Genomic DNA, 26,335 nt, shown 5'->3' with positions numbered 1-26,335 from the left:
CAGGGTATCGGGTATTGGACGGCCGGATAAACCGGGACGTCGTGACGGACCATCGCGCCCGTCGTAGCGTGGAGTGGTGACCGCGCCGAATACCCCGCACGATCTGCCCAAGACTCTCGGCGAGCTGCGTGCCGCCGGACACCGCGAGAGGGGGGTCAAACAGGAGATCGCCGAGAACCTGTTGGCCCGACTGCGTGACGGTGATGACGCCGCAGCCATCTGGCCCGGCATCTTCGGGTTCGAAGACACGGTGCTGCCGCAACTGGAGCGCGCACTGATCGCCGGCCACGACATTGTGTTGCTCGGCGAGCGCGGCCAGGGCAAGACCCGGTTGCTGCGCGCGTTGACCGGGCTGCTCGACGAATGGACCCCGGTGATCGCCGGGGCGGAGCTCGGTGAGCACCCGTATTCGCCGATCACCCCCGAGTCCATTCGCCGGGTCGCCGAGCTCGGCGACGACCTGCCGGTGGCGTGGCGGCACCGCAGCGAGCGCTACACCGAGAAATTGGCCACCCCCGACACCAGCGTGGCCGACCTGGTCGGCGACATCGACCCGATCAAGGTGGCCGAAGGCCGCAGCCTGGGCGACCCCGAGACCATCGCCTACGGCCTGATCCCGCGGGCGCACCGCGGCATCGTCGCGGTCAACGAACTGCCCGACCTCGCCGAGCGTATTCAGGTGGCGATGCTCAACGTGATGGAGGAGCGCGACATCCAAGTGCGCGGCTACACGCTGCGGCTGCCGCTGGACGTGCTGGTGGTCGCCAGCGCCAACCCGGAGGACTACACCAACCGTGGCCGCATCATCACTCCGCTCAAGGACCGCTTCGGCGCCGAGATCCGCACTCACTACCCGCTGGAGCTCGATGCCGAAGTCGGCGTGATCGCCCAAGAGGCTCACCTGAGCGCGCACGTCCCCGACTACCTGCTGGCGGTGCTGGCCCGCTTCGCCCGCTACCTGCGTGAGTCCCGCTCGGTGGATCAGCGCTCGGGCGTCTCGGCGCGCTTCGCGATCGCGGCGGCGGAGACGGTGGCCGCCTCCGCGCGGCACCGCGGCGCGATGCTGGGCGAGACCGACCCGGTGGCCCGGGTGGTGGACCTGGGCACGATCGTCGACGTACTGCGCGGCAAGCTGGAATTCGAATCCGGTGAAGAGGGTCGCGAGCAGGCCGTGCTGGAGCACCTGCTGCGCCGGGCGACCGCCGACACGGCATCGCGGGTCCTGGGCGGGATCGACGTGGGACCGCTGGTGGCGGCCGTCGAGAACTCGACTGTGACGACGGGAGAGCGGATTTCGGCCAAGGCCGTGCTGGCGGCGCTTCCGGACCTGCCGGTGATCGAGACCGTCGCGCAGCGTCTGGGGGCCGAGTCCGACGGTGAACGCGCCGCGGCACTCGAGCTGGCCTTGGAGGCCCTGTATCTGGCCAAGCGCATCGACAAGACGTCTGACGAGGGTGAAACCGTCTATGGCTAAAAGCCACTCCTCCCGGTATTCGGCCTACAGCGGTGGGCCGGATCCGTTGGCGCCGCCGGTCGACCTGGCCGAGGCGCTGGAGGAGATCGGGCGCGACGTCATGGAGGGGACGTCGCCGCGCCGGGCGCTGCAGGAACTGCTGCGCCGCGGCACCAAGAACCTCACCGGAGCTGACCAGCTGGCCGCCGAAGCCCAGCGGAGGCGCCGGGAACTGTTGCGCCGCAACAACTTGGATGGCACCCTGGCTGAGGTCAAGAAGCTGCTCGATGAAGCGGTGCTCGCCGAACGCAAGGAGCTGGCCCGCGCGCTCGACGATGATGCCCGCTTCGCCGAGATGCAGATCGAGGGACTCTCCCCGTCGCCGGCCAAGGCCGTGCAGGAACTGGCCGACTACGACTGGCGCAGCAGCGCGGCCCGGGAGTCCTACGAGAAGATCAAGGACCTGCTCGGTCGCGAGATGCTCGACCAGCGTTTTGCCGGTATGAAGCAGGCGCTGGAAGGTGCCACCGATGCCGACCGGCAGCGGGTGACCGACATGCTCGACGATCTCAATGAGCTGTTGGACAAGCACTCCCGTGGCGAAGACACCGCCGAAGACTTCGAGAAGTTCATGGACGCCCACGGCGAGTTCTTCCCGGAGAACCCGCGCAATGTCGAAGAGTTGCTGGATTCGCTGGCCCAGCGGGCAGCCGCGGCGCAGCGCTTCCGCAACAGCCTGAGCGCCGAGCAGCGTGCCGAATTGGATGCGTTGGCCGAGCAGGCGTTCGGCTCCCCGTCCCTGCAGCAGGCGCTGGGGCGGCTGGACGCGCATCTGCAGGCGGCGCGGCCGGGAGAGGACTGGACCGGTTCGTCGGAGTTCTCCGGCAATAACCCGCTCGGCATGGGGGAGGGCGCTGCGGCGCTGGCCGACATCGCCGAGCTTGAGCAGCTGGCCGAGCAGCTGTCGCAGGCGTACCCGGGCGCCAGCATGGACGACGTCGACCTCGACGCGCTGGCCCGTCAACTCGGTGACCAGGCCGCCGTCGATGCGCGCACGCTGGCCGAGCTCGAGCGGGCGTTGCTCAACCAGGGATTCCTGGATCGCAGCTCCGACGGGCAGTGGCGGCTGTCGCCGAAGGCAATGCGCCGCCTCGGCGAGACCGCGTTACGTGATGTGGCGCGGCAACTTTCGGGACGCCGCGGTGAGCGCGACCACCGTCGGGCCGGTGCGGCCGGCGAGCTGACCGGGGCAACCCGGCCCTGGCAGTTCGGCGACACCGAACCGTGGAACGTCACGCGGACCCTGACCAACGCGGTGCTGCGGCAAGTCGCCGAACCCGGGCTCGACGGAGCAGGGGCCGCGCTGCGAGGCGCCCCGGCAACTCGGCTGTCGATCAGCGTCGACGACGTCGAGGTCTCCGAGACCGAGACCCGCACGCAGTCCGCCGTCGCGCTGCTGGTGGACACGTCGTTCTCGATGGTGATGGACAACCGTTGGCTGCCGATGAAGCGCACCGCGTTGGCGTTGAACCATCTGGTCAGCACCCGGTTCCGATCAGATGCGTTGCAGATCATCGCCTTCGGGCGGTATGCGCGCACGGTGACCGCCGCGGAGCTGACCGGTCTGGAAGGCGTCTACGAACAGGGCACCAATCTGCACCATGCGCTTGCGTTGGCCAGCCGGCACCTGCGGCGCCATCCCAATGCCCAGCCGGTGGTGTTGGTGGTCACCGACGGCGAGCCGACGGCGCACCTGGAGGACTACACCGGCGGTGGCGCATCGGTCTTCTTCGACTACCCGCCGCACCCGCGAACCATCGCCCACACCGTCAAGGGCTTCGACGACGTCGCTCGGCTCGGTGCCCAGGTGACGATCTTCCGGCTCGGCGACGATCCCGGGCTGGCCCGCTTCATCGATCAGGTGGCTCGGCGGGTCCAGGGCCGGGTGGTGGTACCGGAACTCGACGGTCTGGGCGCGGCGGTGGTCGGCGACTACTTGAGGTCCCGCCGCCGTTAACTCCTCCTGAGCCCGGGAAGGCTGGAGGCTCAAGCTGATCGCCGAGGGTTTGCCGGCGCAGGAAATTGGGCAAGATCTGAGCATCAGCGCCAAGACGGTGGACCGCCACCGGAACCACCGCCCTGCAGAATTGGGCCGACGCGACCGGCTGCGCTGACTCGTTACGCGATCAGGACGGGGCTGATCGAGCCGTAGCGGCAAACCCCCATGGGCGTATGGGGATTCGACCCCCGCCGAACGGGGGCTGTATTCCATGGCGCCGGTTGGCGGGCCCTCACAGACTGGATTATGGCGCTCTGACGTGGGGCTACGGGTCAGTGGGGCGGCGCGGCCGCGATATCCTTTAGCCCATAGCACGGATATAACTGAGCGCATCGATTCGAACGAAACGGCACGTGGAGCGTGATGCTGGCGATATTGCTTGCCCATATTGTTGGCACTGCTGCGGCCCCGGCGTTGGTGCGTCGATGGGGTAGGCCGGCGTTCTATCCGCTGGGAGCGATCCCGCTGATTTCGCTGGGTTGGGTGGTGGCCAACTGGCCGACCGGTCCGGCCGACGACCACCGCGCGACGGTGTCGTGGGTGCCCGGGCTGTCGATGGACATTGCGCTGCGGTTTGATTCGCTGAGCGCGATCATGTGTGTGCTGGCCCTGGGCATCGGCGCCCTGGTCCTGTTCTACTGCGCCGGGTACTTCCGGCCGGTCGGGTCGCAGACCGAGACCCATCCGAGGATGCCGGGTTTCGCCGCGAAGATGGTCGGTTTCGCCGGGGCGATGTTCGGCCTGATGGTCGCCGACAACGCGTTGGTGCTCTACGTGTTCTGGGAAATGACGACGGTCTTGTCATTCCTGCTGATCGGTCACTACGCCGAACGCGCCATCAATCGCCGGGCCGCCCTGCAGGCGCTGGTGGTGACCACGACCGGCGGGCTGGCGATGCTGGTCGGCATCATCATGGTGAGTAACGCCGCCGGAACCTATCTGCTGTCGGAGCTGGTGGCCCACCCGCCGTCGGGGACTGTCGTCACCGTCGGGGTGCTGCTGATCCTGGTCGGTGCGCTGAGCAAGTCGGCGATCTTCCCCCTGCACTTCTGGCTGCCCGGCGCCATGGCGGCGCCGACACCGGTCAGCGCCTACCTGCACGCCGCGGCAATGGTCAAAGCGGGAATCTACCTGGTGGCGCGGTTGGCGCCCGGGTTCGCCGATTCACCCGGCTGGCGACCGACGCTGGTCCTGCTGGGGCTGGCGACCGCGCTGCTGGCGGGATGGCGGGCGGTGCGCGAGTTCGATCTGAAGTTGATGCTGGCCTACAGCACCGTCAGCCAGCTGGGCCTGATGATCGTGCTGGTGGGGGCAGGCACCGGCGACCTCATGTTGGCCGGGCTGACCGCCATGTGTGCGCACGCGACGGCCAAGGCCACCCTGTTCATGGTGGTCGGCATCATCGACCACGCCACCGGCACCCGCGACATGCGCGGGCTGGCCGGACTGGGACGCCGCAGCCCCGGACTGTTCCTGATCGCCACTGCCGCGGCCGCAAGCATGGCCGGAGTGCCGCCGTTCGTCGGCTTCGTCGCCAAAGAGACCATCTTCGGGACCGAGGCACAGTCCCCCGTCTTCGGCGCTGCCGGACCGTATGTGCTGGCCGCCGGCGTGGTCGCCTCGATGTTCACCGTGATCTACAGCATGCGGTTCGTGTGGGGCGGCTTCGCCGACAAGGGCCGGTCCGCACCGAGCGCGCCGGTCGCGGGCCTGCACCGCCCCCACGCGGCGTTCCTGGCGCCACCGGCGGTGCTCGCCGCCTCCAGCCTGGCCCTGGGATTGGGTGTGCCGACACTCGACACGGTCCTGCGCCGCTACGCCGACACCATGCCCGGCGGAACCGGATTCCACCTGGCGCTGTGGCACGGGGTCGGGTTGCCTCTGGTGCTGTCGGCGCTCGTCTTGGTGGTCGGCGCCGGTCTGTTCGCCGCCCGCGGCCCGCTGCGCCTGTCCCGGTTGCGCGGGCTGCCGATGGGCACGGCCGACCACATCTATGACAAGGCATTGCGGCTGCTCGACGTGGTAGCGGTGCGGCTGACCGGTGTCACCCAGCGCGGCTCCCTGCCGCTCAACCAGGGGATGATCTTCGCGACGCTGGTGGTGCTTCCACTGACGGCGCTGGCATTGGGGGCGCGCAACCACGTCGAGCTGGACCTGTGGGACACCCCGCTGCAGTTGACGGTCGCCGTGGTGGTGCTCGCCGGTGGGGTGGGCGCGACCGTGGCTCGCAACCGGCTGTCGGCGGTGTTGATGGTCGCGGTCACGGGCTACGGGTGCGCAGCGGTATTCGCGTTCCACGGCGCCCCCGACCTGGCGCTGACCCAGCTGCTGGTCGAGACCGTGACCCTGGTGATCTTCGTGCTGGTCCTGCGCACGCTGCCCGCGGAGGCGGAGCGACCCACGATGGCGCTGAACCGGCTGCCGCGCATCGTGCTGGCGGCCGGGGTGGGTATCAGTGTGGCCGTGCTGGCCGCCTTCGCCATGGCGGCGCGCACCCAAGACGGCGTGTCCGTGGCGTTGCCCGAGGCCGCCTACGTCCGTGGTCATGGAGCCAACACCGTCAACGTGCTGCTGGTGGACGTCCGGGCCTGGGACACCCTCGGCGAGATCTCGGTGCTGCTGGTCGCTGCGACCGGTGTGGCCTCGATGGTGTTCCGCGTCGGCCGGTTCGGCCGGGCTCCGCGGATAGCCGACGCCGCCGCTCCGCGCAAGACCGCGGGCATCACCACCTCCTACAGCCCGGCGATCGGGTCCACCACCTGGCTGCGGGGCAGTGCCTACCGCGATCCCCATGAGCGCTCCCTGGTGCTGGAGGTCGCGACCCGGGTCATCTTCCCGCTGATCATGGTGGTCTCGATCTACTTCCTGTTCGCCGGGCACAACCATCCGGGCGGTGGATTCGCCGGCGGCCTGGCGGCCGGGCTCGGCTTGGTGCTGCGCTACCTGGCCGGGGGGCGCTACGAGCTCGGCGAGACGCTGCCCCTGGACTCCAGCAAGATCCTGGGCGTCGGCTTGGCGCTGGTCGGAGGCACGGCGCTGGGGTCGCTGTTCCTGGGGGCGCCCGTGCTGTCCTCGGCGGTGCTGAGCTTCACGTTGCCGGTGCTGGGCCACGTCGACGTGGTGACGTCGCTGATCTTCGATATGGGTGTGTACCTGGTGGTGGTCGGGATGGTGCTCGATGTGTTGCGCAGCCTGGGCGCGCGCTTGGACCAAGAATTCGAATCGCAACCCCCGACCCGCCCGCTGGCAGGAGTGTCATGACCGCCAATCTGATTCCGCTGCTGATGGCTGCCGGCCTGGTCTCCTGCGGGGTCTACATGCTGCTGGAGCGCAGTCTGACTCGGATGTTGTTGGGCCTGATGATGATCGGCAATGCCGTCAACCTGCTGATCATCGATGTCGGCGGACCCGACGGGAATCCGCCGATCAGCTGGGCCAGTTCCGGCAAGGCCACCGACGCCGATTCGCTGGCCCAGGCCATGGTGCTGACCTCGATCGTGATCACCATGGGCGTGGGCGCATTCGTGCTGGCGTTGAACTATCGCTCCTACAACCTGACGACTACCGACGACATCGGCGACGACCCGGAGGCGACCCGCGTCTCGCACCTGTCCGACGAAGAGGTCATCGCCGCCGAACAGGACCATGGTGTGCCGGTGGTGGCCGGTGACCTCGACGCCGTGCCCGACAGCGAGGCGTCACGATGAGCCTTGCTGCCGTCTTGATTCCGTTGCCGGTGTTGCTGCCCACGCTGGGCGCGGCGCTGACGCTGATCGTCGGTCGTCGTCCTCGGCTGCAGCGGCCGATCACCCTCGGGGTGCTGTCCGCGGTGGCCGCGGTCAGCGCCGTGTTGCTGTATCTGACCGACCGCGACGGCACGCTGGTGCTGCACGTCGGAGGCTGGGGGCCGACCGAGCAGAACCTGGGTCCGCTGGGCATCAGCCTGGTGGTCGACCGATTGTCGGCGCTGATGCTGGTGGTGTCGGCGGTGGTGCTGCTGGCCGTCATGGTCTACGCCATCGGGCAGGGCGTGCGCGACGGTGACGACCGCCAGCCGGTGTCGATCTTCCTGCCCACGTACCTGACCCTGGCCACCGGCGTCAGCCTGGCATTTCTGGCCGGGGATCTGTTCAACCTGTTTGTCGGGTTCGAGATGCTGCTGTCGGCGAGCTTCGTGTTGCTGACCATCGGCGCCAGCGCCGAACGCATCCGCGCCGGCATCGGCTACGTGATGGTCTCGATGGCCTCATCCATGGTCTTTCTGTTCGGGATCGCCCTGGTGTATGCCTCCACCGGCACGCTGAACCTCGCCGAGCTGGCGACGCGGACCGGCGCCCTGCCCAGTGGCACCCGCAGTGCCGTCTTCGCGGTGCTGCTGGTGGCGTTCGGCATCAAGGCGGCGGTGTTCCCGCTGTCGGCGTGGCTGCCCGACTCCTATCCCACCGCGCCCGCCCCGATCACCGCGGTGTTCGCCGGGATCCTGACCAAAGTCGGTGTGTACGCGATCATCCGGGCGCACTCACTGCTGTTCCCCGGCGGTGCCATGGACGCGGTGTTGCTGGTCGCGGCGCTGTTGACCATGCTGATCGGAATCTTCGGCGCCATCGCACAGAGCGACATCAAGCGGCTGCTGTCGTTCACCCTGGTCAGCCACATCGGGTTCATGATGTTCGGTGTCGCATTGTCGAGCCAACTCGGCATGTCCGGTGCGATCTTCTACGTGATACACCACATCATCGTGATGACCACGCTGTTCCTGGCGGCCGGACTGATCGAACGCCAGGGCGGTGCATCGTCGCTGCATCGATTGGGTGGTCTGATCGCCAATCCGATCCTGGCCTTCGTGTTCCTGGTTCCGGCATTCAATCTCGGTGGCATTCCACCCTTTTCGGGATTCATCGGTAAGACCGCCCTGCTTCAGGCCGGAGTCGGGGACGGGTCGGTGCTTGCCTGGTGCCTGGTGGGTGGCGCGGTGGTGACCAGTCTGCTGACGCTGTACGTGCTGGCGCGGGTGTGGACCAGGGCATTCTGGCGCCGCAGGGTCGACGCCCCGGATGGTGAGCTGGTACGCGCGGCGCCGCGGGTGCTGCTCGACGACGTCGGTGACGTGGCCTACGCCGACCGGGATGACGTCGGAAAAATGCCGACGTGGATGGTGGTCCCGACACTGGCGCTGATCGGCCTGGGTCTTTCGTTGAGCGTGCTGGCCGGACCGATTTTCGCCTACACCCAGCGGGCCGCGGCCGAGGTTCTGGATCGTGGCGAATACATCTCTACCGTGCTGACGGTGAGTGCGCCATGAGGGCCGTCGCGCTGAGGATATTCGCGGTGTCCGCGCTGGCGACGGTGTGGGTGCTGCTGTGGGGCCGCTTCACGATCCCCAACATCGCCACCGGGATTGTGGTCGCGATAGCGATCACGGTCCTGTGGCCCATGCCGCCGGTGCCGGTACGGGGCCGGGTGCACCTGGTGCCGTTGGTGAAGCTGCTGGCGCTGTTCATGTGGTATCTGGGGGAGTCCAGCCTTCAGTTGATGTGGCTGTCGGTGCGACCGGGACCGCCCCCGCTCACCGGGGTGCTACGGGTGCCGGTGACCATCAAGTCCGACCTGGTCTTGGTCTTGGCCGCCGGCATCACCACGCTCATTCCCGGATCGATGGTGCTGGAGATCGATCAGGTGCGACGCATTCTGTATTGCCACGTGATCGATGTCGGGTCGGACCAATCGGTGGAACGTTTCTTTCACCAGGTCGCGCAGGTGGAGCGACTGTTGATCGACACCTTCGAGCGTGACGAAGACTGGCTGCCGGCGGGAGCAGACGCGTGAACGTGATCTGGGGAACGGCAGGTGTGCTCATGGGCGTTGCCGCCGTCATCACCATGTATCGGCTGCTGGCCGGACCCAGCACCTTGGACCGACTGGTGGCGCTGGATACGCTGGCCGCGATGACCGTGGGCGGGATCGGTATCTGGGCGGCGGCCAGCCGGGATACCACCGTGACCTACGGCCTCGCGGCGCTGTCGCTGGTCGGGTTCATCGGGACGGTGAGCGTGGCGCGTTTCCGGGTGCCCGACGACTCAGCGGCACCGGGGAGGCGGCCGTGATCGTGCTCGACGTGTTCGCCGGGGTGCTGGTTCTGGCCGGGTCGGTGCTGGCGCTGACGGCGGCCATCGGGGTGGTGCGGTTCCCCAACACCTTGGCGCGGATGCACTCGGCCACCAAACCCCAGGTGTTGGGCCTGCTGCTGGTGCTGTTCGGCGCGTTGATCCGGCTACGCGGCAGCCACGACGCGGGGATGGTGACGGTGAGCATCCTGTTCGCGCTGATCACCGCGCCGGTGGTGGCACACCGTGTCGGTCGGCTGGCCTATCGGGAGCAGGACATGTCCAAGGTGCTCAGTGTTGACCAACTCGGCGAGTTGGACGAGGACGATCAGCCGCCACTGTGAGCGGGGCGAAGCACAGCGACCAGGAAGTCGGAGTCCTTGGTGAAGGGCCGCAGGTCCCAGGTGGCCAGCAAGAGGTCGGTCGCGAAACCGGCGGACGAGGCGTCACGCAGGAACTGATCGAAGTCGTAGTCCCGGTTGGCGCCGAAGCCGATCACCGTCCGGCCGTCAGCGGCGCAGTGGGCGCGTAGCCGGCGCAGGATCTCCGCGCGCGTGCTCGGGGCCACGAACGCCATGACATTGCCCGCCGACACGATGAGGTCGAACGGTTCGGGGATGCCACGGGCGGGCAGGTCGAGTTCGGCGAGGTCACCCACCAGATAGCGCGGCCCGGGATAGTCCTGCTCGGCGGCCTCGATGAGTTCTGGGTCGACGTCGACACCGACCACGTCGTGGCCGCACTTCGCCAAGACGCCGGCGACCCGGCCGGGGCCGCAGCCGGCGTCGAGGATGCGAGCGCCACGTGCAGCCATTGCGTCGATGAGGCGTGCTTCGCCGGCCAGATCCCTACCGGAGCGGGCCATCTCGCGGAAGCGTTCGATGTACCACTGCGAATGCCCGGGATCGGCGGCGACTTTCTGCATCCAGAGGCTCTGCTCGACCATCAGTGCATTCTCCCAGCCCGGGACGGCTCACTGCTGGGGGCCGGCGACGTCTCGCAGGCGGGTGGCGTTGTGATTGTCCATCGCGGTGAAGCCGGCGGCGGCGGTGCGCACGTTCTCGGCGATACCGGTGAGGGTGCGGTGGTGGGCCCGCAGCGTGTCGCGATGACCGTCCTTGGCGCTGCCCAGCGCGGCGTGGAAACCGTGCGCGTCATCGAAGTCGCCGAACATCATCGCGGTCAGGCCGGCCACGTCAAGGCGCTGAGCACCGTCATCGGCGTGGCCGCCGGCGTCGTCGGACACGTCTGCTCCGGTGCGCAACACATGGGGGTTGACGTGCATCGCCGGTCACCTCCCCAGTGTCGAGATCAAAGCCTACCGGCGGGCGCTGAGCCGTCAATTCACCAACGGATGGAAGATTCGGCCGAAAACAAGGGAAAACCCTGTATCGCCACCGCGCCGGCGAGTCCTAGACTCGGGCTGACCGTCTCCAAGAAGGTCGAGGGGAAGGAGCGGAGTCGTGAGTCTGAAAGGAGTGCTCGTTGCGGCGGCACTGGTCGGTGCCGCAACCGAGACGCTCAGCCCGAGCGGGTCGGCACCGCTGACGGGTACTTACACCATGACCATCACGGACGGCGCCGGCATCGTCCGAGCCGGGTCGACCTACACCTGGGTGTTGTCTTCGTGCGGTCCGGACTGTCTCAACGTCCGCGACACGGGTGTCGGCTGGCACCGGGAAGCCCACCTCGAGGGCGACCGGTGGGTGTGGACCATCAACGACGAGTTAACCCATTCCTTCGATCAGAAGACCTTGGCCGGGAAGCTGACCGGCTCGTCGGCCACCATCTGGTGGGTGTTGCGCAAGAGCGCCTGACGGCCGGCGGTCACACCAGCGGGCGACCGTCGCGGATACGACGGTCGAGGTCCCACAGGATCAGGTTGAACGGGAAGCCGCGCAAGAACTGCGGCAGCACATTGTTGACTCCCCGAAGACCAGCCATCAGCCGGTCGAATCGGCGTTGCTTGTCGGCGTCCCACGGCAGCCGCATCTCGTCGCGGAAGCGCTGCGGCAGGAAACCGGTGGTGATCAGCAGCGCGAGCCGTTCGTTCATCCGCTGCAACGGGCCGGGCAGGGTCAGGCCCCGCAGCCTTGCGGCCGCGATCGGCAACAGGTACTCGCGGACGGCGTCGTCGATGTGGACCTTGTCCAGCTGCTCCTGCCAGTAGCGGTCGAAGGCGGCGCGGTCGGCGGGCCACATCTCCTCGGGCACCTGCAGCATGGTGGCCATGGCTTTGCCCTCGTTGAGGTAATGCCGGTCGGCGTGCTCGTCATCCATCTCGCCGAGGAAGATGCGGTGGATGTCGACGTTGCCCTTGTAAAGGCAGGCCCCCACCCACAGCTGCAGTTCGGGGTTGAATGCGTTGTACTTCACCGGGCTGTCGGCCGTGGAGCGAACCTGGCGGTGGGCACTGTTGACCGCTTCGCGGAAGGCGGCCTTCTGCGCTTCGGTGCCCTGGGTGGAAACAATCAGATAGGTGAACGTGGTGCGGGCCCGCTTGATCGGGTGCAGGTCCACCCGGCCGCTTTCGACCTTGCTCTCCATCACGCCGTAGCCCACCGGGGGCAGCGCCAGCTGCATGATCACGTTGGCGGGCCCGGCCAGCAACGCCACGCCCATCATCATGTTGTTCTCGCAGGTGACCTGCGGCAGCCAGGAACGTCGACGTGGCGCGGGCAGCGTACTCAGCGAGTCGTTCACCGATCGTTCCACCAGGGGAACCGGCTCGCTCATTGTCATTGCTGCTCCTCGCAAAATTGTGGAAACGTCGGTTTCCTGATATTGCCCAGCCGTGGGCCCGGTGTCAAGATGGTGAGCGTGGTCTCCGCCGTCCCCGAGCGCCCCTATCGGGGCGTGCAAGCAGCCGATCGGCTGGCCGAGCGCCGGGAACGCCTGCTGGCGGCGGGGCTCGACCTGCTGGGCGCCAGCGGGTTGATCGAGTTGACCGTGCGCGGCATCTGCCACCGGGCGGGCGTGGCGTCGCGGTATTTCTATGAGAGTTTCGCCGACAAGGACGAGTTCGTGGCGGCGGTGTTCGACTGGGTGGTCGGTGACCTGGCGACCAGCACCCAGGCCGCCATGGCCGCGGTGCCCTATGCCGAACAGACCCGGGCCGGCATGGCTCACCTGGTGGCGACCATCGCCGGGGACGCCCGCGTCGGACGGATGCTGTTCAGCACCCAGCTCACCAACGCGCTGCTGGTGCGCAAACGCGCCGAGTCCAGCGCGTTGTTCGCGATGTTGTCCGGCCGCCACGTACAGAACGTTTTGCGGGTCCCGGGCAACGACCGGATCAAGGCGGTTGCGCATTTCGTGGTCGGTGGGGTGGCCCAGACTCTCAGCGCCTGGCTGGAGGGGGACGTGAAGCTGGCGCCGGAGCAGCTGGTGGACCAGCTGACCGCGCTGGTGCGTCAACTCGAGGATCCGGCCATTTTCCGGGGCTAGGTGAGTTCCGGCGCCATCGATCAGTCACGCTGTTTGCGACTCTTGCGCCGGATGCCGACGCCGCCCCACAGCGAGAAACCGCGCACCTTGACCGTCGGTGCACCCGGGGTTCCGGAGCCCTCGACTTTCTGGTCGAAGCCGCCCATCACGCCGTAACCGTGGATGTCGACGTTGACCTCGGGCGGCAGCAGAATGGTCTGCCCGCCCATGATGGAGTAGGCGTTGATCTCGACTTCCGGCGAGGTGAAGTCGGCGTAGCGCAGGTCGATGACGCCGCCGCCCCACAGGGAGAAGGTGGTCAACCGCTTGGGCACGTTCCATCGGCCGCGCCGCTCGAAGGAACTCATGATCGCCAGCAGCAACGTGGAGGGGGCGGGTTTGCAGTCACCACCGCGGTGCGGGCACACCGAGGAGCCCGGCAGGTCGGCGCGCAGGCCGTCGAGCTCGTCGTAGGTCTGTGCCGCGTAGACCTTGGCGAGCCGGTCCTCGTACTCGCTCATCGGCAGTTGGCCATGCGCGACGGCGTCGCCGAGCACCTGCGCCAACTGAATGCGGTCGGCGTCAGCGGCGCGCGACTGGGTGCCGTTGGAGTCGACGCCACGCCGGGTTGAGTCCCTCATCGGATACAGAGCCTACGACGAACCGCGATCGCCGCAAGCTGGGTTCCCCAAAAGTGGCGTCGGGGGTGGCCGCCGGGACGGGTCTGCCGTGGTCAGGCAGGCCCGGCCCAGCGGGGCGGGCGCTTCTGCAGGAACGCCAGCATCCCTTCCTGTGCCTCGTCGGAGACGAACAGCCGTGCCGACGCGACGCTGAGCCGCTCGGCATCCCGGTCGAACCCGTCCAGCACCGCCGCGGTGGTCAGGGCCTTCGAGGCGGCCAGTCCCTGCGGGGATCCGAGCCGCATGCCGGCGATCAGGTCCGCGACACAGGTCGCGACATCCGCACTGTTCTCCACGGCCTGGGTGATCAGCCCGATCTCCGCGGCTTCGGCCGCGCCGAACTTCTCGCCGGTCAGGAAGTAGCGGGCCGCGGCCCGCGGCGCCAGCTTGGGCAGCAGCGTCAGCGAGATGATTGACGGGGCCACCCCGATGCGGGCCTCGGTGAGAGCGAAGGTGCTGGCCGGCCCGGCGACCACGAGGTCGCAGGCGCCCACCAGCCCCATGCCGCCGGCCCGCACGTGACCGTCCACCGCGCCGATCACCGGGCGCGGTGACTCGACGATCGCGCGCAGCAGAGCCGCCATTTCGCGGGCTCGGTCCGCGGCCAGATCGCTCGGTTCACGCGGTTCGCCATCGGTGGCCTCACTGAGATCCGCGCCGGCGCAGAACGTGTTGCCGGTGTGGCCGAGCACGATCACCCGCACGTTCGGGTCGGCGGCGGCGTCGCGCAACCCGGCGTGCAGCTGCGCCACCAGCTTCGACGACAGTGCGTTGCGGTTGTGCGGCGAGTCCAGGGTGAGCCGGGCCGAACCGTCGCCGGTGTCTTCGGGTCCGGCGTAGGAGACCAGCGTGTCCATCAGTACGACCGGGGCAGGCCCAGCGACGTCTGCGCGACGAAGTTGAGGATCATCTCGCGGCTCACCGGTGCGATTCGCGCCAGCCGGGACGCGGTGACCGCGGCGGCGATGCCGTATTCCTTGGTCAGGCCGTTGCCGCCGAGGGACTGCACCGCCTGGTCGACCGCGCGGGTCGACGCCTCGCCGGCCGCGTACTTGGCCATGTTGGCCGCCTCCGCGGCGCCGAAGTCGTCGCCGGCGTCATAGAGTGTCGCGGCCTTCTGCATCATCAGCTTGGCCAGCTGGATCTCGATGTGGTTCTGGGCCAGCGGATGCGACAGGCCCTGGTGCGCGCCGATCGGGGTCTTCCACACCTGGCGGGTGCTGACGTAGTCGACGGCCTTGCTGATCGCGAAGCGGCCCATGCCGACCGCGCTGGCCGCACCCATGATGCGCTCCGGGTTCAGGCCCGCGAACAGCTGCGCGATGGCGGCGTCCTCGGAACCCACCAGCGCGTCAGCCGGCAGCCGGACATCGTCGAGGAAGACCTGGAACTGGCGCTCCGGGCTGATGATCTCCATGTCGATCGGCGTCCAGCTCAAACCGGGGGTGTCGGTGGGCACCACGAACAGCGCGGGCCGCAGGTTGCCGGTCTTGGCGTCCTCGCTGCGGCCGACCACCAACACCGCCTGCGCCTGGTCGATGCCGGAGATGAAGGTCTTCTGCCCTTTGATGATCCAGTCGGACCCGTCGCGGCGCGCGGTGGTGGTGATCTTGTGCGAGTTCGATCCCGCGTCGGGCTCGGTGATGGCGAACGCCATGGTCAGCGAGCCGTCGGCGATGCCGGGGATCCAGCGCTTCTTCTGCTCGTCGGTGCCGAACTTGGAGATGATGGTGCCGTTGATGGCCGGTGAGACCACCATCATCAGCAGCCCGCAGCCATTGGCCGCCATCTCCTCCATGACCAGCGAGAGCTCGTACATGCCGGCGCCGCCACCACCGTACTCCTCGGGCAGGTTGACGCCGATGAAGCCGAGCTTGCCCGCCTCGGCCCACAGTTCATCGGTGTGCTCGCCGGCGCGGGCCTTCTCCAGGTAGTAGTCCTGGCCATAGTTCTTCGCCATCGCCGCGACGGCCTCACGCAGGGCGCGCCGTTCGTCGCTTTCGATGAAGCTGGTGTCGGTATCGGTCACAGTGGATCTCCTTCTGCTGAGGTTTCGGGACTTTCGACACGGGCCAGCACGGCGCCGACCTCTACCTGGTCGCCCGGCTTGACGTCGAGTTGAGTGAGCACACCGTCACTCGGTGCGCTGATGGTGTGTTCCATCTTCATGGCTTCCAGCCAGATCAGGGGCTGGCCGGCGCTCACCTGGTCGCCGACGGCGGCACCCAACCGGATCACGTTGCCCGGCATGGGCGCCAGCAGCGATCCCTGCGCCACCGCCGACTCCGGATCTCCGAAGCGCGGCAACGCCACCAGGTGGACCGCGCCGGCGGGAGAGTCGATGTAGACATCCGAGCCGTACCGGGCGACGGTGAAGGTGCGGGCGACGCCGGCCGGATCGGCCAGCACCACTTCGTCCGGGGACGACGAAACCAGGGTCACCTCGTCGCCGTTGAGGATCAATCCCGTTCGGGTGAAACGGTATTCGATCCGGTGCTCGGTCCCGCTGTCGTCGAGGAAAACCTTGGTCTGGTAGCCCGACGCGAGGTTGCGCCAGCCGCTGGGGAGGGAGCCGAGGACCTGCGCGGTGGCCCGATTGTGAGCGGCGTCGGCCAGGGCGGCCGCGATCGCACTGGTGTGCACTGTTGCGGTGTCGGCCAGTGGCGCCGACAGTTGCGCCAAACCGTGGGTGTCGAAGAACGCCGTGTCGGTGGCGCCGTCCAGGAACGCCGGATGGCGCAGCACGTTGACCAGCAGGTCGCGGTTGGTGCGTAGTCCGTGCAGCCGGGTTCGTGCCAGTGCGCCGGCCAGCACGGTCGCGGCCTGCCGGCGAGTCGGTGCGTAGCTGATCGCCTTGGCCAGCATCGGGTCGTAGTGAATGGACACCGTCGATCCGGCGACGATGCCGGAATCCAGCCGGACACCGGTCCGCCGGGACAGCGTCTGGAACTGGGTGGCGACACCCGGAACGTCGAGGGCATGCACCCGCCCGGCCTGTGGCTGCCAGCTGTTGGCGGGGTCCTCGGCGTAGAGGCGCACCTCGATCGAATGTCCCTGCGCGGCCGGCGGTTCAGCGTCCAGACGCGCCCCGTCGGCCACCGCGAACTGCAGTTCGACCAGGTCGACACCGGTGGTCTCCTCGGTGACCGGATGCTCGACCTGCAGGCGAGTGTTCATCTCCAGGAAGTAGAACGCGCCGTGGGAGTCGGCCAGGAACTCCACGGTTCCCGCGCCGGTATAGCCGATCGCGCCGGCGGCCAGCCGGGCGGCCTCGAAGAGCTTGGCGCGCATCCCGGGGGTGCGTTCCACCAACGGTGACGGCGCCTCTTCGATGACCTTCTGGTGGCGGCGCTGGATCGAGCACTCCCGCTCGCCGACCGCCCACACCGTGCCGTGCTGATCGGCCATCACCTGCACCTCGATGTGATGCCCGGTCGGCAGATAGCGCTCGCAGAACACCGTCGGGTCGCCGAACGCCGAAGCGGCTTCGCGTTGGGCGGCTTCCACCTCACCTGCCAGGGCCGACAACTCGGTGACCACCCGCATGCCACGGCCGCCGCCGCCCGCCGAGGCCTTCACCAGCACCGGCAGCTGCGCGTCGGTGACGGTTGCCGGGTCGAGTTCTTCGAGAACCGGTACCCCCGCGGCGGCCATCATCTTCTTCGACTCGATCTTGGAGCCCATCGAGGTCACCGCGGCCACCGGCGGTCCGATCCAGGTCAGGCCGGCGGCCTGCACGGCGGCGGCGAAGTCGGCGTTCTCGGAGAGGAATCCGTAGCCGGGATGGACGGCGTCGGCACCCGCGGCCTGCGCGGCGGCGATGATCGCCTCGGCGGACAGGTAGCTGGTGGTCTCCGGCAGCCGCACCTTCGCGTCGGCTTCGGCGACATGGGGCATGTCGGCATCGGGATCGGTGTAGACCGCGACCGTGCTCAGGCCCAGTCGGCGGCAGGTTGCGAAGACCCGGCGGGCGATCTCGCCGCGATTGGCCACCAGAACAGTGCTGATCATTGGCTCTGCCTTCTGTTCTTCGCGCAAGCGCTCATCGCGCTCACATCCGGAAGACGCCGAAGTTCGACGTCCCCTCGATCGGGCCACTGGCGATGGCGGACAAACACATTCCCAATACCGTGCGGGTGTCGCGCGGGTCGATCACCCCGTCGTCGTAGAGCATTCCCGACAGCACCAGCGGCAGCGACTCCGCTTCGATCTGCCCTTCGACCATGGCCCGCATGGCGGCGTCGGCCTGCTCGTCGACCTGCTGCCCGCGGGCCTCGGTGGCCGCCCGGTTCACGATGGACAGCACTCCCGCGAGCTGCGCCCCGCCCATCACCGAGGACTTGGCCGAGGGCCAGGCGAACAGGAAACGGGGATCGTAGGCGCGTCCACACATGCCGTAGTGTCCGGCGCCGTAGGAGGCGCCCAGCAGCAGCGAGATGTGCGGCACCGTCGAATTGGACACGGCGTTGATCATCACCGAGCCGTGCTTGATCATGCCGCCCTCTTCGTAGTTCTTGCCCACCATGTAGCCGGTGGTGTTGTGCAGGAACAACAGCGGGGTGTTCGAGCGGTTGGCGAGTTGGATGAACTGGGTGGCCTTCTGCGATTCCGCGCTGAACAGCACGCCCCGCGCGTTGGCCAGGATGCCGATCGGATAACCGTGCAGCCGAGCCCAGCCGGTCACCAACGATGACCCGTAGAGCGGCTTGAACTCGTCGAAGTCGGAGCCGTCGACGATCCGGGCGATCACCTCTCGGGGGTCGAACGGGATGCGCAGGTCCGCGGGCACTATGCCGATCAGTTCTTCGGCGTCGTAGCGGGGTTCGACGACGGTGGCCGGCTTGGGGCCCTGCTTGACCCAGTTCAGCCGGGCCACGATCCGTCGACCGATCCGCACCGCGTCAAGCTCGTCGTTGGCGAGGTAGTCGCCCAGCCCTGACGTGCGGGCGTGCATCTCGGCACCGCCGAGAGCCTCATCGTCGGATTCCTCGCCGGTGGCCATCTTCACCAGCGGCGGCCCGGCCAGGAATACCTTGGAGCGTTCCTTGATCATCACCACGTGATCGGACATGCCGGGCACATAGGCTCCGCCGGCGGTGGAGTTGCCGAACACCAGCGCGATGGTCGGGATGCCGGCGGCCGACAGGCGCGTCAGGTCGCGGAACATCTGGCCGCCGGGTATGAAGACTTCCTTCTGGGTGGGCAGGTCCGCTCCGCCGGATTCCACCAGCGAGATCACCGGAAGCCGGTTCTCCAGCGCGATCTTGTTGGCCCGCAGGATCTTGCGCAGCGTCCACGGGTTGGAGGTGCCGCCCTTGACCGTCGGGTCGTTGGCGACGATCACGCACTCCACGCCTTCGACCACGCCGATCCCGGTGACCACGCTGGCCCCGACCTGAAAAGCGCTGCCCCAGGCGGCCAGCGGGCACAGTTCCAGGAACGGTGAGTCGGCGTCGACCAGTGCTTCGATGCGTTCCCGCGCGGTGAGCTTGCCCCGGGCATGGTGGCGGTCCACGTACTTGGGTCCACCGCCCGCGAGTGCCTTGGCGTGCTCGGCGTCGATCTCGGCGAGCTTGCCGGTCAGCGCCTCCGCCGCCTCGTGGTAGGCGGGGGAGGTGGAGTCCAGGGCGGACTTCAGGGCGGTCACGCCTGGTACCCGAGGGTCTTGGCGGCCAGTGAGGTCAAGATCTCGGTGGTTCCGCCGCCGATGCCGATGATGCGCATGTCGCGGTATTGGCGCTCCACTTCGGACTCGGCCATGTATCCCATCCCTCCGAACAGCTGCACCGCCTGGTGGGCCACCCATTCACCGGCCTCCACGGCGGTGTTCTTGGCGAAACAGACCTCGGCGATCAGGTTGGCATCTCCGGCCAGCTGACGCTCGACCACGTGGCGGGTGTAGACCCGGGCCACATCGATGCGACGAGCCATCTCGGCGAGCGTGTTCTGCACCGCCTGCCGCGAGATCAGCGGGCGGCCGAAGGTCTCCCGGTCGCGGCACCACGCCACCGTCAGGTCCAGGCAGCGCTGCGCGCTGGAATATGCCTGCGCGGCCAGCGCCACCCGCTCCGAGACGAAGCCGCCGGCGATCTGGATGAAGCCGGTGTTCTCCGCGCCCACCAGGTTGGCTGCCGGCACCCGGGCGTCGACGTAGGACAGTTCGGCGGTGTCGGAGGAGCGCCAGCCCATCTTCTCCAGCTTGCGGGACACCTCGAAGCCGGGCGTGCCCTTCTCGACCACCAGCAGCGACACCCCGCCCGCCCCCGGCCCACCGGTGCGCACCGCGGTGACGACGTAGTCGCCGCGCACCGCGGAGGTGATGAAGGTCTTGGCGCCGTTGACCACATAGTGATCACCCTCGAGGCGCGCCGTGGTGCGCAGGTGCCCCACGTCCGAGCCGCCGCCGGGCTCGGTGATGGCCAGTGAACCGATCTTCTCGCCGGCCAGCGTCGGGCGGACGAATTCCTCGATCAGCCGGGCGTCGCCCGAGGCGATCATGTGCGGCACCGCGATACCGCAGGTGAACAACGAGGCGAACACTCCGCCGGGAGCTCCCGCCCGGTGCAATTCCTCGCAGACGATCAGCGCGTCGGCACCGTCGCCGCCGCTGCCGCCGACCTCCTCGGGATAACCCGCGCCCAACAGGCCGACATCGGCGGCTTTGCGGTGCAGTTCGCGCGGCAGTTCGCCGGTGCGTTCCCACTCGTCGACGTGCGGCAGAATCTCGCGCTCGACGAATCCGCGCACCGTGTCGCGCAGCGCCTGGCGCTCGGCGGTGGTCCAGATACTCATGATTTCCCTTCTGCGAGCAGCCGCTCGGGTATGTCGACGTGGCGGCTGCGCAACCACTCGCCCAATCCCTTGGCCTGCGGGTCGAATCGGGCCTGGTAGGCGACGCCCTGACCGAGGATGCCGTCGATGACGAAGTTGACCGCGCGCAGATTCGGCAGCAGGTGCCGGGTGACCGGCAACTCGGCGGTCTCGGGCAGGAGTTCGCGCAGCTTCTCAACAGTCAATGCATGCGCCAGCCAGCGCCACTGCTCATCGGTGCGCACCCAGACCCCGACGTTGGCCGAGCCGCCCTTGTCGCCGCTGCGGGCCCCGCCGATCAGCCCCAGGGGCGCCCGGCGGGTCGGGCCGTCGGGCAGCGGCTCGGGCAGTTCCGGCTCGGGGGCCGGGGCGAGTTCGCGGGTCTGCGAGGCCGGTGGGATGTCCACGCGGGTGCCGTCGGCGTGCACCGCTACGTGCGGCACCTGCGCGGCATCGACATAGCCGGCGGTGAACACGCCGTAGACCTGGCCGTCCCCCGGTGGGGAGGTGGCGCAGAACCCGGGGTAGCTGGCCAGCGCGAGTTCGACGCCCGCGGCGGAGAATCTGCGGCCCACCTTGGCCGGGTCGGGATCGCGCACCACACAGTGCAGCAGGGCGCTGGCGGTTTCCTCGGTGTCGGCGTCGGGGTGATCGGTGCGCGACAAGGTCCAGTCCAGCTCGGCCGGCCGGACGGTCATGGCCGCCTCGAGCTGCGCGCGCAGCAGCGCGGCCTTGGCCTCGATGTCCAGGCCGGTCAGCACGAAGGTGGTCGAGTTGCGGAAGCCGCCGATGCTGTTCAGCGACACCTTGTAGGTCGGTGGCGGCGCCTCGCCGGTGACGCCGGAGATCTGCACCCGGTCGGGGCCGTCGGCGGACAGTTCGACGCTGTCCATCCGCGCGGTCACGTCGGGGTTGGCGTAGCGCGCGCCGGTCACCTCGTAGAGCAGTTGCGCGGTCACGGTGTCGACACTGACCAGCCCGCCGGTGCCGGGGTGTTTGGTGATCACCGATGACCCGTCGGCGCGGATCTCGGCGAGCGGGAAGCCGGGGTGCAGCATCTGTTCGGTGGGAATCTCGGTAAAGAACGAGTAATTGCCGCCGCTGGCCTGGACGCCGCACTCGATGACGTGCCCGGCGACCACGGCGCCGGCCAGCCGGTCGTAGTCCGTGCGGCTCCAGCCGAAGTGCGCGGCTGCGGGCCCCACGATCACCGATGCGTCGGTGACCCGGCCGGTGATCACCACGTCGGCGCCGCCGGCCAGGCATTCGACGATTCCCCAGGCGCCCAGGTAGGCGTTCGCCGTCAAGGGGCTGCCCAGGCCAAGCTCGGCGGCACGGGGGAGCAGGTCGTCGCCTTCGACGTGGGCGACGCGGACCGGAACGCCCAGGCGCTGCGCCAGCTCGCGCACCGCGTCGGCCAGGCCGGCCGGATTGAGGCCCCCGGCGTTGGCCACAATGCGAACGCCCCGGTCGAGGGCTAACCCGAGGCACTGTTCCAACTGGGTCAAGAAGGTCTTGGCGTAGCCGCGCTCCGGGTTCTTCATCCGGTCGCGGCCCAGGATCAGCATGGTCAGTTCGGCCAGGTAGTCGCCGGTGAGGTAGTCGAGTTCGCCGCCGGTGAGCATTTCGTGCATGGCAGCGTGGCGGTCGCCGTAGAACCCCGAGCAGTTACCGATCCGAACGGCTGCTGTCATCCCCACATCCCATCCCTCAACCAACCGGTAGGTTAGCCGGTACCGCCGGTGTCGCGTCAAGGTCCGTAGCCGCCGATCGGAGCTGTGGGCCTCTCCTGCATCGGGCCTCGCCGGACCGGGGGATCCGCTATTTTGGAGCCGACGCTGGTCACCGGCTATCCTCTGGATAGTCCCGCCGCTGGTATCGAGCGGCAGTTATGCCAACAACAGGAGAGGCTCGACCATGGCCGTGCCGAAACGCAGGATGTCGCGTGCGAACACTCGCAGTCGCCGCGCGCAGTGGAAGGCTGAGGCAACCGGCCTGGTCAACGTGACGGTCGCCGGCCGCGCGCACAAGGTGCCGCGTCGTCTGCTCAAGGCCGCCCGTCTGGGCCTCATCGACCTCGACCGCCGCTAAATAGGCACCGACACGAACGGCTACTGCCCCTCCAGATCGCCTTTCGGATGATTGGATAGCACCCATGGCTACCCGGGTACTGGTTGTTGACGACGATCGCGCGGTGCGCGAATCGTTGCGCAGGTCTCTGTCGTTCAATGGTTACTCGGTCTCGCTGGCCACCGACGGCGTCGAGGCGCTCGAGGCGATCTCCAGTGAGCGTCCGGACGCGATGATCCTGGACGTCATGATGCCGCGGCTGGACGGACTGGAGGTCTGCCGCCAACTGCGCAGCACCGGTGACGATCTCCCGATCTTGGTGCTGACGGCCCGAGACTCGGTGTCTGAGCGGGTGGCCGGCCTCGATGCCGGCGCCGACGACTACCTGCCCAAGCCGTTCGCGCTGGAGGAACTGCTGGCGCGGATGCGTGCGCTGCTGCGCCGCACCACCGCCGAGGACCTGTCCGAGTCGGTCGCGATGTCGTTCGAGGACCTGACCCTGGACCCGGTGACCCGCGAGGTCACCCGCGGCGACCGGCAGATCAGCCTGACCCGTACCGAGTTCGCGCTGTTGGAGATGTTGATCGCCAACCCGCGCCGGGTGCTGACCCGCAGCCGAATCCTCGAGGAGGTGTGGGGCTTCGACTTCCCCACCTCGGGCAACGCGCTGGAGGTCTACATCGGATACCTGCGTCGCAAGACTGAGGCCGAAGGCGAGCCGCGTCTGATCTACACCGTGCGCGGAGTGGGCTACGTGCTCCGCGAGACTCCTCCCTGATGCAATCCTTCCGCCGTCGACAGGGTGAAGAGGCGAAGAAGACCTCCCTGTCGCTGCGCTGGCGGGTGATGCTGCTGGCGATGTCGATGGTGGCATTGGTGGTAGTGTTGATGGCGGTTGCCGTCTACGCCGTGATCTCGGCGGCGCTCTACAACGACATCGACAACCAGTTGCAGAGCCGCGCGGAGATGTTGATCGCCAGTGGTTCACTGGCCGCCGATCCCCGCAAGGCGATCGAAGGCACCGCCTACTCCGACGTCAACGCCATGCTGGTCAACCCGGGCCGGTCCATCTACACGGCCAACCAGCCCGGTCAGCGGCTGCCGGTCGGGCAGCAGGAGAAGGCCGTCATCCGCGGCGAACTGTTCTTGTCGCGCCGCACTGCGTCCGGTCAGCGGGTGCTAGCCGTGCACCTGCCCAACGGCAGCACGCTGTTGATCTCCAAGAGTTTGGCGCCCACCCGCGCGGTGACGATGAAGCTGCGGTGGGTGCTGCTGGTCGTCGGCGGCGTGGGGGTCGTGGTGGCCGCGGTGGCCGGCGGCATGGTCACCCGAACCGGGCTCAGACCGGTGGGCCGCCTGACCGAGGCGGCCGAACCGGTGGCGCGCACCGATGACTTGAGACCGATCCCGGTCTACGGCAGCGACGAATTGGCTCGACTCACCGAGGCCTTCAATGCGATGTTGCGGGCTCTGGCGGAGTCGAGGGAGCGGCAGGCGCGACTCGTCGCCGACGCCGGGCATGAGTTGAAGACCCCATTGACATCGCTGCGCACCAACGTCGAGCTGTTGATGGCGTCCGCTGCTCCGGGAGCTCCGCAGCTGCCGGAGGAGGAGATGGCCGAACTGCGCGCCGACGCCATCGGGCAGATCGAGGAATTGTCCACACTGGTAGGCGATTTGGTGGACCTCACTCGTGACGATCAACGTGAGGTCGCCTACGAGCAGGTCGACATCACCGAGGTCGTCGATCGCAGCATGGAGCGGGTCCGGCGGCGCCGCAACGACATCGAGTTCGACATCCAGGTCGTTCCCTGGTACGTGTACGGCGATGCCGCCGGCCTGTCCCGCGCGGTGCTCAACCTGCTCGACAACGCGGCCAAGTGGAGCCCGTCGGGTGGGGTCGTGGGCCTGCGGATGAGGCAGCTCGACCCGACACACATGGAGATGGTCGTCTCGGACGAGGGGCCGGGAATCCCGGAGAACCAACGGGAATTGGTCTTCGAGCGCTTCTACCGCTCGGACTCTGCGCGCGCCATGCCCGGCTCGGGGCTGGGGCTGGCGATCGTCAAGCAGGTGGTGCTCAAACATGGGGGGGCGATCACCATCGGCGAGACCGTTCCCGGCGGGAATCCGCCCGGGACATCGTTCCGAATGGTGCTGCCCGGCGGGCCCACGTCGGCGGCACAAATACCGGCCGGAGCAGTCACAGGCGCTTCTCAGACCACGTAGGCATGGTGGTGTGGCAACGTCGCTGCAGTCGTGTCTTTAGGAGTAGGCAACAAACATGACGAATTACCCCGGGTACCTCCCGCCACCTCAGCAACCGGAACGCTCCAATCCCGGTGCACCGGCGGCGGATCAACGCGGACAGTCCGGTTATCCGGGTCGGCCCGCGCAGGGGTCGTACCCGCCGCCATACGACTGGCGTTACGCCCCGCCTCAGGGGCAGCAGCAGTCCGCCTACCGCGCCGGCTATAACGCGCCCTATGGCCGCCCCGGTGTGCCGGGCCGGCCGGTCGGCCCGGGCGCTCCGGGTGGGGCGGCGCCGAAACGATCCCGCTCCGGTTTGGTGCTGGGTGCCGTTGCGATCGCGGCGATGTCCGGCGTGATGGGCGGCGTGGTCGGTTCGGCACTGCACTCCGACCACCGGCCGGTCGCCGGCGGAAATCACCTGCCGAGCGTCCAGGCTCCCGGGGTGCCCGCCGCGGTGAATCTGCCCGACGGCTCGGTGGAGAAGGTCGCGGAGAAGGTGGTGCCCAGCGTCGTCATGCTGGAGACCGATCTGGGCCGTCAGTCCGAGGAGGGCTCAGGAATCATCCTGTCGGCCGACGGGCTGATCCTGACCAACAACCACGTGGTGGCCGCCGCTGCCGCCAAGCCCGACCCCGGCACCAAGCTGGAGCCGGGCAACCGGCCCGACGGAGCTCCCAAGGCGGGTCCGAGGACCACCGTGACGTTCTTCGATGGCCGCACCGCGCCCTTCACCGTGGTGGGCACCGACCCGGCCAGTGACATCGCCGTGGTGCGCGCTCAGGGTGTGTCGGACCTGACCCCGATCACCATCGGGTCCTCCGCGGACCTGCGGGTGGGCCAGAACGTGGTGGCGGTCGGTTCGCCGCTCGGACTGGAGGGCACCGTGACGACCGGGATCGTCAGTGCCCTCAACCGGCCCGTGTCCACCAGCGGCGAGGCCGGCAACCAGAACACGGTGCTGGACGCCATCCAGACCGATGCCGCCATCAACCCCGGCAACTCCGGCGGGGCGCTGGTCAACATGAACGGCGACCTGGTCGGTATCAACTCCGCGATCGCCACCATGGGCGGCGATTCCGCCGACGCCCAGAGCGGCTCGATCGGCCTCGGTTTCGCGATTCCGGTGGATCAGGCCAAGCGGATCGCCGACGAGCTCATCAACTCGCCGGACCACAAGGCCTCGCACGCCTCGCTGGGGGTGCGCGTCACCAGTGAGCGCAGCCTGCACGGCGCCAAGGTGGTCGAGGTGGTTCCCGGGGAGGCGGCCGCCAAGGCCGGTCTGCCCGAGGGGGCCACGGTGACGGCGTTCGACAAGCGCCCCATCGGCAGTGCGGACGCGCTGGTGGCCGCGGTGCGTTCCAAGGCGCCCGGCGATCAGGTGACGCTGACCTACCTCGACGCCGGCGGAGCGTCCAAAACCGCCCAAGTGACGCTGGGCAGAGCGCAGCAGTGACGGGTTGGTGAGTCCGGTGTCGGTTCC

Annotated in this window: 24 protein-coding genes and 1 pseudogene; 15 read left to right on the top strand and 10 right to left on the bottom strand. The window is 68.3% G+C overall.

Features of this window, described 5'->3' with window-relative positions; translation table 11 throughout:
• Nucleotides 1-76 precede the first annotated feature (76 nt).
• The 9 genes and pseudogenes from AWC18_RS03000 (at nucleotide 77) to mnhG (ending at nucleotide 9,960) form a co-directional block, all read left to right on the top strand.
• Nucleotides 77-1,474, top strand: coding sequence for a sigma 54-interacting transcriptional regulator (locus AWC18_RS03000; RefSeq protein WP_420093298.1), 1,398 nt, complete (start codon nucleotides 77-79; stop codon nucleotides 1,472-1,474).
• Nucleotides 1,467-3,470 (top strand): vWA domain-containing protein, encoded by a 2,004-nt coding sequence (locus tag AWC18_RS02995; RefSeq protein ID WP_085137517.1) that lies wholly within the window; start codon nucleotides 1,467-1,469, stop codon nucleotides 3,468-3,470. The genes AWC18_RS03000 and AWC18_RS02995 overlap by 8 nt, the downstream gene beginning before the upstream one ends.
• Before the next feature lie 13 nt (nucleotides 3,471-3,483).
• A pseudogene (locus AWC18_RS02990) lies at nucleotides 3,484-3,665 on the top strand (response regulator transcription factor); the annotation flags it as partial.
• Nucleotides 3,666-3,875: 210 nt separating this feature from the next.
• Nucleotides 3,876-6,773, top strand: coding sequence for a Na+/H+ antiporter subunit A (locus AWC18_RS02985; protein ID WP_085137515.1), 2,898 nt, complete (start codon nucleotides 3,876-3,878; stop codon nucleotides 6,771-6,773).
• Nucleotides 6,770-7,219 (top strand): Na(+)/H(+) antiporter subunit C, encoded by a 450-nt coding sequence (locus tag AWC18_RS02980; RefSeq protein ID WP_064999961.1) that lies wholly within the window; start codon nucleotides 6,770-6,772, stop codon nucleotides 7,217-7,219. The genes AWC18_RS02985 and AWC18_RS02980 overlap by 4 nt, the downstream gene beginning before the upstream one ends.
• A complete protein-coding gene (locus AWC18_RS02975) occupies nucleotides 7,216-8,814 on the top strand; it encodes a Na+/H+ antiporter subunit D (protein ID WP_064999960.1) in 1,599 nt (532 codons plus the stop codon). The genes AWC18_RS02980 and AWC18_RS02975 overlap by 4 nt, the downstream gene beginning before the upstream one ends.
• Complete coding sequence (locus AWC18_RS02970; protein WP_085137513.1) at nucleotides 8,811-9,338, top strand: Na+/H+ antiporter subunit E; 528 nt, start codon at nucleotides 8,811-8,813, stop codon at nucleotides 9,336-9,338. The genes AWC18_RS02975 and AWC18_RS02970 overlap by 4 nt, the downstream gene beginning before the upstream one ends.
• Entirely contained in the window at nucleotides 9,335-9,616 is a 282-nt protein-coding gene (locus tag AWC18_RS02965; RefSeq protein ID WP_064999958.1) for a monovalent cation/H+ antiporter complex subunit F, read from the top strand. The genes AWC18_RS02970 and AWC18_RS02965 overlap by 4 nt, the downstream gene beginning before the upstream one ends.
• Entirely contained in the window at nucleotides 9,613-9,960 is a 348-nt protein-coding gene (mnhG, locus tag AWC18_RS02960; protein WP_085137511.1) for a monovalent cation/H(+) antiporter subunit G, read from the top strand. The genes AWC18_RS02965 and mnhG overlap by 4 nt, the downstream gene beginning before the upstream one ends.
• Here the strand turns inward: mnhG and AWC18_RS02955 are convergent.
• The gene (locus AWC18_RS02955; protein WP_064999956.1) at nucleotides 9,945-10,562 is read right to left on the bottom strand and encodes a class I SAM-dependent methyltransferase; all 618 of its coding nucleotides are present in this window, start codon (nucleotides 10,560-10,562) and stop codon (nucleotides 9,945-9,947) included. The two genes, mnhG and AWC18_RS02955, sit on opposite strands and share 16 nt — an antisense overlap.
• A 27-nt stretch (nucleotides 10,563-10,589) precedes the next feature.
• Complete coding sequence (locus AWC18_RS02950) at nucleotides 10,590-10,901, bottom strand: DUF2563 family protein (RefSeq protein WP_064999955.1); 312 nt, start codon at nucleotides 10,899-10,901, stop codon at nucleotides 10,590-10,592.
• Between the two features lie 178 nt (nucleotides 10,902-11,079).
• On the opposite strand from AWC18_RS02950, the gene AWC18_RS02945 reads away from it, so the two are divergent.
• The gene (locus AWC18_RS02945; protein ID WP_131810709.1) at nucleotides 11,080-11,433 is read left to right on the top strand and encodes a hypothetical protein; all 354 of its coding nucleotides are present in this window, start codon (nucleotides 11,080-11,082) and stop codon (nucleotides 11,431-11,433) included.
• 10 nt (nucleotides 11,434-11,443) lie between these two features.
• On the opposite strand, the gene AWC18_RS02940 is transcribed toward AWC18_RS02945, so the two are convergent.
• Complete coding sequence (locus AWC18_RS02940; RefSeq protein WP_064999953.1) at nucleotides 11,444-12,358, bottom strand: oxygenase MpaB family protein; 915 nt, start codon at nucleotides 12,356-12,358, stop codon at nucleotides 11,444-11,446.
• A 69-nt stretch (nucleotides 12,359-12,427) separates the two neighbouring features.
• Here AWC18_RS02940 and AWC18_RS02935 point away from each other — a divergent pair, with 69 nt between their 5' ends.
• Nucleotides 12,428-13,063, top strand: coding sequence for a TetR/AcrR family transcriptional regulator (locus AWC18_RS02935; RefSeq protein WP_064999952.1), 636 nt, complete (start codon nucleotides 12,428-12,430; stop codon nucleotides 13,061-13,063).
• 20 nt (nucleotides 13,064-13,083) lie between these two features.
• Here the strand turns inward: AWC18_RS02935 and AWC18_RS02930 are convergent, their stop codons facing one another.
• The 7 genes from AWC18_RS02930 to AWC18_RS02900 all read right to left on the bottom strand — a co-directional run bounded on the left by AWC18_RS02930 (nucleotide 13,084) and on the right by AWC18_RS02900 (nucleotide 22,226).
• Nucleotides 13,084-13,683, bottom strand: coding sequence for a DUF1707 SHOCT-like domain-containing protein (locus AWC18_RS02930; protein WP_064999951.1), 600 nt, complete (start codon nucleotides 13,681-13,683; stop codon nucleotides 13,084-13,086).
• A gap of 92 nt (nucleotides 13,684-13,775) precedes the next feature.
• Nucleotides 13,776-14,579, bottom strand: a complete 804-nt coding sequence (locus AWC18_RS02925; protein ID WP_064999950.1) for an enoyl-CoA hydratase family protein — start codon at nucleotides 14,577-14,579, stop codon at nucleotides 13,776-13,778.
• Nucleotides 14,579-15,751 carry an acyl-CoA dehydrogenase family protein gene (locus AWC18_RS02920; protein ID WP_082961320.1) on the bottom strand — a complete coding sequence of 391 codons (1,173 nt, stop codon included), beginning with the start codon at nucleotides 15,749-15,751 and terminating at the stop codon, nucleotides 14,579-14,581. Before AWC18_RS02920 ends, AWC18_RS02925 begins: the two co-directional genes overlap by 1 nt.
• Nucleotides 15,748-17,733, bottom strand: a complete 1,986-nt coding sequence (locus AWC18_RS02915) for an acetyl/propionyl/methylcrotonyl-CoA carboxylase subunit alpha (RefSeq protein WP_064999949.1) — start codon at nucleotides 17,731-17,733, stop codon at nucleotides 15,748-15,750. Before AWC18_RS02915 ends, AWC18_RS02920 begins: the two co-directional genes overlap by 4 nt.
• A 40-nt stretch (nucleotides 17,734-17,773) precedes the next feature.
• Nucleotides 17,774-19,369: an acyl-CoA carboxylase subunit beta gene (locus AWC18_RS02910; RefSeq protein ID WP_085137507.1), complete on the bottom strand. Its 1,596-nt coding sequence runs from the start codon at nucleotides 19,367-19,369 to the stop codon at nucleotides 17,774-17,776.
• Complete coding sequence (locus AWC18_RS02905; RefSeq protein WP_064999947.1) at nucleotides 19,366-20,514, bottom strand: acyl-CoA dehydrogenase family protein; 1,149 nt, start codon at nucleotides 20,512-20,514, stop codon at nucleotides 19,366-19,368. The genes AWC18_RS02910 and AWC18_RS02905 overlap by 4 nt, the downstream gene beginning before the upstream one ends.
• Nucleotides 20,511-22,226, bottom strand: a complete 1,716-nt coding sequence (locus AWC18_RS02900) for an acyclic terpene utilization AtuA family protein (RefSeq protein ID WP_064999946.1) — start codon at nucleotides 22,224-22,226, stop codon at nucleotides 20,511-20,513. The genes AWC18_RS02905 and AWC18_RS02900 overlap by 4 nt, the downstream gene beginning before the upstream one ends.
• A gap of 223 nt (nucleotides 22,227-22,449) precedes the next feature.
• Here AWC18_RS02900 and rpmF point away from each other — a divergent pair, with 223 nt between their 5' ends.
• From rpmF to AWC18_RS02880, 4 genes are all read left to right on the top strand, one after another.
• The gene (gene rpmF / locus AWC18_RS02895) at nucleotides 22,450-22,623 is read left to right on the top strand and encodes a 50S ribosomal protein L32 (RefSeq protein ID WP_024442852.1); all 174 of its coding nucleotides are present in this window, start codon (nucleotides 22,450-22,452) and stop codon (nucleotides 22,621-22,623) included.
• Between the two features lie 64 nt (nucleotides 22,624-22,687).
• Complete coding sequence (locus AWC18_RS02890) at nucleotides 22,688-23,380, top strand: response regulator transcription factor (RefSeq protein WP_064999945.1); 693 nt, start codon at nucleotides 22,688-22,690, stop codon at nucleotides 23,378-23,380.
• A complete protein-coding gene (locus AWC18_RS02885; RefSeq protein ID WP_085137505.1) occupies nucleotides 23,380-24,831 on the top strand; it encodes a HAMP domain-containing sensor histidine kinase in 1,452 nt (483 codons plus the stop codon). Before AWC18_RS02890 ends, AWC18_RS02885 begins: the two co-directional genes overlap by 1 nt.
• A 55-nt stretch (nucleotides 24,832-24,886) precedes the next feature.
• Complete coding sequence (locus tag AWC18_RS02880) at nucleotides 24,887-26,308, top strand: S1C family serine protease (RefSeq protein WP_064998334.1); 1,422 nt, start codon at nucleotides 24,887-24,889, stop codon at nucleotides 26,306-26,308.
• Nucleotides 26,309-26,335 lie beyond the last annotated feature (27 nt).

This window comes from Mycolicibacter nonchromogenicus, assembly GCF_002101775.1.
Classification (GTDB): domain Bacteria; phylum Actinomycetota; class Actinomycetes; order Mycobacteriales; family Mycobacteriaceae; genus Mycobacterium; species Mycobacterium nonchromogenicum.
The sequence above is the reverse complement of the archived record's forward strand: the minus strand, read 5'-3'. Positions and strand labels throughout refer to the sequence as shown.